General features: G+C 71.2%; 8 protein-coding genes. 5 read left to right on the top strand and 3 right to left on the bottom strand.

Annotated features, from left to right (window positions below):
• Positions 1-38 precede the first annotated feature (38 nt).
• The gene (locus tag ACFXAZ_RS16985; protein WP_384590968.1) at positions 39-470 is read right to left on the bottom strand and encodes a DUF6299 family protein; all 432 of its coding nucleotides are present in this window, start codon (positions 468-470) and stop codon (positions 39-41) included.
• 185 nt (positions 471-655) lie between these two features.
• Between ACFXAZ_RS16985 and ACFXAZ_RS16980 the strand changes: the two genes are divergently transcribed.
• From ACFXAZ_RS16980 to ACFXAZ_RS16960, 5 genes are all read left to right on the top strand, one after another.
• Entirely contained in the window at positions 656-1,468 is an 813-nt protein-coding gene (locus ACFXAZ_RS16980) for a PaaX family transcriptional regulator C-terminal domain-containing protein (protein ID WP_384590986.1), read from the top strand.
• Positions 1,469-1,691: 223 nt separating this feature from the next.
• The gene (gene cysC / locus ACFXAZ_RS16975) at positions 1,692-2,246 is read left to right on the top strand and encodes an adenylyl-sulfate kinase (protein WP_384590965.1); all 555 of its coding nucleotides are present in this window, start codon (positions 1,692-1,694) and stop codon (positions 2,244-2,246) included.
• Entirely contained in the window at positions 2,243-3,145 is a 903-nt protein-coding gene (cysD, locus tag ACFXAZ_RS16970; RefSeq protein ID WP_384590962.1) for a sulfate adenylyltransferase subunit CysD, read from the top strand. The genes cysC and cysD overlap by 4 nt, the downstream gene beginning before the upstream one ends.
• 2 nt (positions 3,146-3,147) lie before the next feature.
• On the top strand, positions 3,148-4,362 hold the full coding sequence (locus ACFXAZ_RS16965; protein WP_384590959.1) for a sulfate adenylyltransferase subunit 1: 1,215 nt from the start codon (positions 3,148-3,150) through the stop codon (positions 4,360-4,362).
• A 483-nt stretch (positions 4,363-4,845) separates the two neighbouring features.
• On the top strand, positions 4,846-5,307 hold the full coding sequence (locus tag ACFXAZ_RS16960; RefSeq protein WP_384590957.1) for an ATP-binding protein: 462 nt from the start codon (positions 4,846-4,848) through the stop codon (positions 5,305-5,307).
• Positions 5,308-5,347: 40 nt separating this feature from the next.
• Here ACFXAZ_RS16960 and argF read toward each other — a convergent pair whose 3' ends face one another.
• Both argF and ACFXAZ_RS16950 read right to left on the bottom strand, forming a co-directional pair.
• Positions 5,348-6,355: an ornithine carbamoyltransferase gene (argF, locus tag ACFXAZ_RS16955; protein ID WP_384590954.1), complete on the bottom strand. Its 1,008-nt coding sequence runs from the start codon at positions 6,353-6,355 to the stop codon at positions 5,348-5,350.
• A 206-nt stretch (positions 6,356-6,561) separates the two neighbouring features.
• Complete coding sequence (locus ACFXAZ_RS16950) at positions 6,562-7,785, bottom strand: arginine deiminase (protein WP_384590951.1); 1,224 nt, start codon at positions 7,783-7,785, stop codon at positions 6,562-6,564.
• Between the last annotated feature and the right edge of the window lie 9 nt (positions 7,786-7,794).

Below are 7,794 nucleotides of genomic sequence, written 5' to 3'. Positions count from 1 at the left end.
GCCCGGGGCCTCTCCCTGTGTGCGGCGCCCCGTCCGGGTCAGCCGCGCACCAGGGTGATGTCCCACGTACCCGCCGCGTGGAAGCTCGGCAGCGGCAGGCCGCCCTGGGAACGCAGTTCGGTGACCGTCGCCTCGACGCTCGCCGCACCCGGCTTCAGGACGTCGGGCGACGGCTTGCCGGTGTTGGTCCAGCGGTGCTCGGCGCCGTCGCACACCGCGCGGCTGCCGCCGATGCCGTGGCGGACGTTCTTCTCGCTCTGCGCGACGGAGGAGCTGACGAAGACCAGGCCCGTGCTGCCGAGGCAGCGGTAGGTGCCGGACAGGGTGACCGTGCCGTCGGCGGCGATCTTGCCGACCGGATCGACGGTCACCGACTCGAAGGGCCCGGCGGTGGCGGGCGCGGCGGCCAGCGCGAGCGCGAGCGCGGCGACGGCACCGAGGACGGGGCGAGTGAGCGGTCGGGGGAGCATGGGGGGACCTCCTGTGGTGAGGCTCATGGGGTGCCTAGTGGCCTTACCACAGACAGCGCTCCAACGGGCCGATGCCCGTGAACGTCACTCCAACGGTGGCGATTCCCTACCGATTGACGGCAGATTGACGGCCGATCGGCGGCGGGGAGACCTGAGGTGACCAGCGCCGATACCGCATGCCTAAGATGATCATCGTGTCCGACCAGCATGCTCCGCGGTCCCTCATCGTCACCCTCTACGGTGCGTACGGCCGTGACTTCCCCGGTCCCGTGCCCGTCGCCGAACTCATCCGGCTGCTGGCCGCGGTGGGCGTCGACGCGCCCTCCGTACGGTCCTCGGTGTCGCGGCTGAAACGGCGCGGGCTGCTGCTGCCCGCCCGCACCGCCGAGGGCGCCGCCGGATACGAACTCTCGGCGGACGCACAGAAGTTGCTCCAGAACGGCGATCGACGCATGTACGCGCCACCGCCGGACGGCGACGAGGGCTGGGTGCTCGCGGTGTTCTCGGTACCGGAGTTCGAGCGGCAGAAGCGGCACATACTGCGCTCCCGGCTGTCCGGCCTCGGCTTCGGCACGGCCGCCCCCGGCGTGTGGATCGCTCCCGCGCGGCTGTACGAGGAGACCCGGCACGCCCTGCACCAGCTGCGTCTGGACGGCTATGTCGATCTGTTCCGGGGCGAGCACCTCGGGTTCGCGCCGACCACCGAGGCGGTGGCCCGCTGGTGGGACCTGGCCGCCCTCGCCAAGGAGCACGAGGCGTTCCTCGACCGCCACGGCCCGGTGCTCACCGCCTGGCGCACACGTGCCGACACCCCGTCCGAGGAGGCGTACCACGACTATCTCCTCGCCCTGGACTCCTGGCGCCACCTCCCCTACACCGACCCCGGCCTGCCCGCCCGGCTGCTGCCCGCCGACTGGCCGGGGGCGCGCTCGGCGGCCGTCTTCCGGGAACTGCACGAGCGGCTGCGGGACGCGGGGGCCGGGTTCGTGGGGGTGTGACCGCGGGACACGGGAAACCGGGTTCGTGGAGGTCTGACGGCGGGACACGGAACCGCATGTGTGCGGGGGTGTGACCCCGTATGCGGCAAACCCGGTGCCGGTGTGACGTCCGGCACATCCTGGGGCGCTAAGGGAACCCTCAGGCTCCTCTTGCCCTCTTCTCAAGTTTCTTACCTAGCGTCCATCGGGTCATATGCCGGGGAAGAAACGAGGATTGCTGCGCATGACCACCAGCACGGCCAGAGCGCAAGGAGCCACCGTCTGGCTCACGGGGCTGCCGAGCGCGGGGAAGACCACGATCGCCCGCCTCCTCGGGGACCGGCTGCGGACCGAGGGACACCGGGTGGAGGTCCTCGACGGCGACGAGATCCGCCGCTTCCTCTCCGCCGGGCTGGGCTTCTCCCGCGCGGACCGGGACACCAACGTCCAGCGCATCGGCCTGGTCTCGGAGGTGCTGGCCCGCAACGGCGTGCTCTCCGTGGTCCCCGTCATCGCCCCCTACGCCGACAGCCGCGAGGCGGTGCGCACACGGCACGAGGCGAGCGGGACCCCGTACGTCGAGGTGCATGTCGCCACGCCGGTCACGGTGTGCAGCGAGCGGGACGTGAAGGGGCTGTACGCCCAGCAGGCCGCCGGTGAGCTGACCGGACTGACCGGCGTGGACGACCCGTACGAGGAGCCGGTGGACCCGGCGCTGGTGCTCAGGACACAGGACCGGACAGCGCGCGAGTCGGCCGACTCGGTGCACGCGCTGCTGGTGGCGAGGGGGCTCGCATGACCGGCTTCACCCTCTCCCACCTGGACGCGCTGGAGTCCGAGGCGGTCCATGTCTTCCGTGAGGTGGCGGGCGAGTTCGAGCGGCCGGTGATTCTCTTCTCCGGCGGCAAGGACTCCATCGTCATGCTGCATCTGGCGCTGAAGGCGTTCACGCCCGCGCCCGTGCCCTTCTCGCTGCTGCACGTGGACACCGGGCACAACTTCCCCGAGGTCCTCGCCTACCGGGACCGCGCGGTCGAACGGCACGGACTGCGGCTCCACGTCGCCTCCGTGCAGGACTACATCGACCGCGGTGCCCTGCGCGAGCGCCCCGACGGCACCCGCAACCCGCTCCAGACCGTGCCGCTGACCGAGACCATCCAGGAGCGGCGCTTCGACGCGGTGTTCGGCGGCGGGCGGCGCGACGAGGAGAAGTCGCGGGCGAAGGAGCGGGTGTTCTCGCTGCGCGATGAGTTCTCCCAGTGGGACCCGCGCCGCCAGCGCCCCGAACTGTGGAACCTCTACAACGGACGGCACGCCCCCGGCGAACACGTCCGCGTGTTCCCCCTCTCCAACTGGACCGAGCTGGACGTCTGGCAGTACATCGCCCGCGAGGGCATCGAGCTGCCCGACATCTACTACGCCCACTACCGCGAGGTGTTCCAGCGGGGCGGGATGTGGCTGACGGCCGGGGAGTGGGGCGGGCCGCGCGAGACGGAGGCCGTCGAGAAGCGCCGGGTCCGCTACCGGACCGTGGGCGACATGTCCTGTACCGGGGCGGTGGACTCCACCGCCGACACCATCGAGAAGGTCATCGCGGAGATCGCCGCCTCCCGGCTCACCGAGCGCGGCGCCACCCGCGCCGACGACAAGCTGTCGGAGGCCGCGATGGAGGACCGTAAGCGCGAGGGGTACTTCTAGCCATGAGCACGACTGCAATCCACGGCACGGACGTCGACACCCTGCGGTTCGCGACCGCCGGTTCCGTGGACGATGGCAAGTCCACCCTGGTGGGCCGACTGCTGCACGACTCCAAGTCGGTGCTCACCGACCAGTTGGAGGCCGTGACCCGGGCCTCGCGCGGGGACGCCCCCGATCTGGCGCTGCTCACCGACGGGCTGCGCGCCGAGCGCGAACAGGGCATCACCATCGACGTGGCGTACCGCTACTTCGCCACCACCCGGCGCCGCTTCATCCTCGCCGACACCCCCGGCCACGTGCAGTACACCCGCAACATGGTCACCGGCGCCTCCACCGCCGAACTCACCGTCATCCTCGTCGACGCCCGCAACGGCGTCGTCGAACAGACCCGCCGCCACGCCGCCATCGCCGCCCTCCTGCGCGTCCCGCACATCGTCCTCGCCGTGAACAAGATGGACCTCGTCGGCTACGAGCAGCAGGTCTTCGAGCGGATCGTGGAGGACTTCGCGGGCCACGCCGCCCGCCTGGACCTGCCCGGCTTCACACCCGTCCCGGTGTCGGCGCTGGCCGGTGACAACGTGGTCGAGCGCTCGGCGCGGACCGGCTGGTACGAGGGCCCGGCGCTGCTGGAGTTCCTGGAGCGGGTGCCGGTGGGCGCGGAGCGGACCGGGGCGCCCGCCCGTTTCCCGGTCCAGTACGTCATCCGGCACGGCGACGCCCGGCACTACGCGGGCCAGCTGGTGTCGGGGACGCTGACGGTCGGCGACCGGGTGACGGTCCTGCCGTACGGCGAGTCCACCGAGATCACCGGCATCGACGTCCTGGGCACCCCCGCCGGGTCGGCGCACGCCCCGCAGTCCGTGAGCCTGCGTCTGGCCGGGCAGCGGGACATCGCGCGCGGTGACCTGATCACGACGGGCGCGGAGCCGCCCGCCCTCACGCGGGAGGTGCGCGCGGCCGTCTGCCATCTCGCCGACCGGCCGCTGCGGATCGGTGACCGGGTGCTCGTCCGGCACACCACCCGGACCGTGCAGGCCAAGGTCACCGACCTGACGGGGGCGGAGGTCCTCGCGGCCAACGACCTCGGCCGGATCACCCTGCGCACCGCGGAGCCGCTGGCGCTGGACCCGTACGCGGTGTCCCGGCGCACGGGCGCGTTCATTCTGATCGACCCGGCGGATGGGGCGACGCTGACGGCGGGGATGGTGGAGGGGTAGCTCCGCCCGCGCCGGAGGGCCCAGTTCCTGAGCTGACGCTCAGGGACTGGGCCTTTCGGCATGCCGGGCGATGGGGGTGGGTGGGGTGCGTCGGCGGGTGCGGGTGCGTGGTGGCTGGTCGCGCAGTTCCCCGCGCCCCTGGGGGGGCGGTGATCGGCGCCTTCCAGTGGCCCGAATGCGACTGATCGCGCCCACGCGGCGGAAATCGGTCACGGAGAGCAACGGGCCACGCACCCGGCGTCCCTTCCGTCACCGCTTTCCCTTCAGATGTCAATAACGCGGTAACAAGGGGAGCAGCGGGGATCGGCCGTGCGGCGCACGGCGTTCCCTCAAGTAGGTCGCCCGATGCCCGCCCGGTACTCGCCCGGCATCGGGGTCCGAAAGTCCCGGCGACGCCCGACCAGTGACTCTGTCGACGGCGTCGCGCCCTCCCTATCGTTGAAAGCAGGACGACCCGAGTCTCCTCCAGGGATTTCCTGCGCCATGAACGGACATACCGTGCACGATCGCCCCACCGCCTCCGCCTCCTGGCGTATCGCGCTGCCACGCTCGGCCGTGGCGGTGCCCATCGCCCGTGCCCTGGTGCGCACCGCGTTGGCCGAGCTGAAGCACGGGGCCGACTGCGACACGGCCGAACTGCTGACGGCAGAGCTGGTCGCGAACGCAGTCGAGCACACCGCCGGCGACGGCCCGATAGAACTGATCCTGGATCTGCTGCCCTCCGGCTGCCACGTCGAGGTGCACGACCCCGACCCGGCACCGCCGACCGAGCTGACCCAGCCCCCGGACCACGCACCCGACCCCTGGCAGGAGAACGGGCGCGGGCTGCTGCTCATCCGCACTCTCAGCGCCGACTGCGGCCACCGCGCCACCGAGACCGGCAAGGCGGTGTGGTTCAAACTGCCCGCGCTGCCGGCCCAGTACCGGCCCCCGGAGCCGTCGTAGTCCTCGTAGCCCCCTCGTGGTCCTTGGGGCCCCCGCCCGGTCAGGCCAGCGTGGCGACCAGCACCGCCTTGATGGTGTGCAGCCGGTTCTCGGCCTCGTCGAAGACGACCGAGTGCTGCGATTCGAAGACCTCGTCGGTCACTTCGAGAGAGGTCAGACCGAACCGCTCGTGGATCTCCCGGCCGACCTTGGTCCCCAGGTCGTGGAAGGCCGGCAGACAGTGCAGGAACTTCACGTCCGGATTGCCGGTGGCCCGCAGCACGTCCATGGTCACGGCGTACGGCACCAGCGCGGCGATCCGCTCCTCCCACACCTCCTTGGGCTCGCCCATGGAGACCCAGACGTCGGTGGCCACGAAGTGCGCGCCGCGCACGCCCTCCGCCACCGACTCGGTGAGCGTGATCCGGGCCCCGCTGGCCTCCGCGAGCGCCCGCGCCCGGTCGATGACCGGCTGCGCGGGCCAGTAGGACCCGGGGGCGACGATCCGCACGTCCATGCCGAGCAGCGCGCCGGTGATCAGGTAGGAGTTCCCCATGTTGAAGCGGGCGTCGCCGAGATAGGCGAAGGCGGTGTCGGTGAGCGGCCCGGCGCGGTGCTCGGTCATGGTCAGGACGTCGGCGAGCATCTGGGTGGGGTGCCAGTCGTCGGTGAGCCCGTTGAAGACCGGCACCCCGGCGTACTCCGCCAGCTCCTCCACCGCCCGCTGGCTGTCCCCGCGGTACTCGATCCCGTCGTAGTACCGGCCCAGCACCCGCGCGGTGTCCCGCACGGACTCCTTGTGCCCGAGCTGTGAGCCGGAGGGGTCCAGATACGTGGTCGCGGCACCCTGGTCGGCCGCCGCGACCTCGAAGGCGCAGCGGGTACGGGTGGAGGTCTTCTCGAAGATCAGCGCGAGGTTCTTCCCGTCCAGGTACCGGGTCTCGGTCCCGGCCCGCTTGGCCGCCTTCAGCTCGGCGGCCAGCTCGATCAGCCCGAGGAACTCCGCACGGCTGAAGTCCAGCTCTTTGAGAAAGCTGCGCCCGGCGAGGGCGGTCGGAACGGTCGCCATGGGCGCTCCAAGGTCGGGACGACGGGGGACGGCGGTCGAATGGAAGTGTATACGAGCTTCAGAATTCTTATACGACGATGTGGCGCACGCCCGATACCCGCGCACCGCGCGCCGGTACCCCCGCACCCCCGGACCCGGCACCCGCCGCCCTGCCTCCGCCCCCTCGTCTCCCCTCCCCCGCCCTCCCTCGTCTCCCCTCCCCGGCCCTACACCGGGTCCCGCTCCACCGGACAGCTCATGCAGCGCGGACCGCCCCGCCCCCGCCCCAGCTCGCTGCCCGGGATCTCGATCACCTCGATGCCCTGTTTGCGCAGCTGGGTGTTGGTGGTCGCGTTGCGTTCGTACGCGACGACGACCCCCGGCTCGACGGCGAGGACATTGCAGCCGTCGTCCCACTGCTCGCGCTCGGCGGAGTGCACGTCCTGGACGGCGGTCAGCACCCGGATCTCGTTGAGGCCGAGGGCGGCGGCGATGGCCCGGTGCATGTGCTCCGGCGGATGGTCGGTGACCTTCAGGTCCCGGTCGCCCGCGCCGGGTTCGATGGTGTAGGAGCGGAGCATGCCGAGCCCGGCGTACTGGGTGAAGGTGTCGCCGTCGACCATCGTCATCACGGTGTCCAGATGCATGAAGGCGCGTCGCTTGGGCATGTCCAGCGCCACGATCGTGGTCGCGGAACCGGCCGCGAACAGCTTGTGGGCGAGCATCTCGACGGCCTGCGGGGTGGTCCGCTCGCTCATTCCGATGAGCACGGCGCCGTTGCCGATCACCAGTACGTCCCCGCCCTCGATGGTGGAGGGATAGTCGGCCTGTCCCTCGGACCAGACGTGGAAGGTGTCGTCCCGGAAGAGCGGGTGATGACGGTAGATCGCCTCGAAGTGGACGGTCTCGCGCTGCCGGGCGGGCCAGCGCATGGCGTTGATGGAGACACCGTCGTAGATCCAGGCGGAGGTGTCACGGGTGAAGAGATGGTTGGGCAGCGGCCCGAGGAGGAAGTCGTCCGTCTCCATCGCGTGGAAGCGGACGGAGGTCGGCTCGGGGTGGGCCTGGAGGAACTCCCGTTTGGTCATGCCGCCGACCAGCGCCTCGGCCAGTTCCCCGGCGGGCAGCGCCGCGAACGCGGCCCGCAGGGGGTCGGTGGCCAGTGGGCCGTACTCCTTCTCGTCGAAGACCCGGTCCAGTACGAGCGCGCGGGCCGCCGGGATCTCCAGGGCCTCGGTGAGCAGCTCGCCGAACAGATGGACCTCGACACCGCGCTCACGCAGGACGTCGGCGAAGCCGTCGTGCTCGGCGCGCGCCCGGCGCACCCACAGCACATCGTCGAAGAGCAGCGCGTCCTTGTTGCTGGGGGTGAGCCTTTTGAGCTCAAGATCGGGCCGGTGCAGGATGACGCGGCGCAGCCGCCCGGCCTCGGAGTCGACGTGGTATGCCATGTCTCCATC

The sequence above is a fragment of the Streptomyces sp. NPDC059477 genome, from assembly GCF_042749375.1.
In the GTDB taxonomy this organism is placed as follows: domain Bacteria; phylum Actinomycetota; class Actinomycetes; order Streptomycetales; family Streptomycetaceae; genus Streptomyces.
This window is presented reverse-complemented; position numbering and strand designations above follow the sequence as displayed.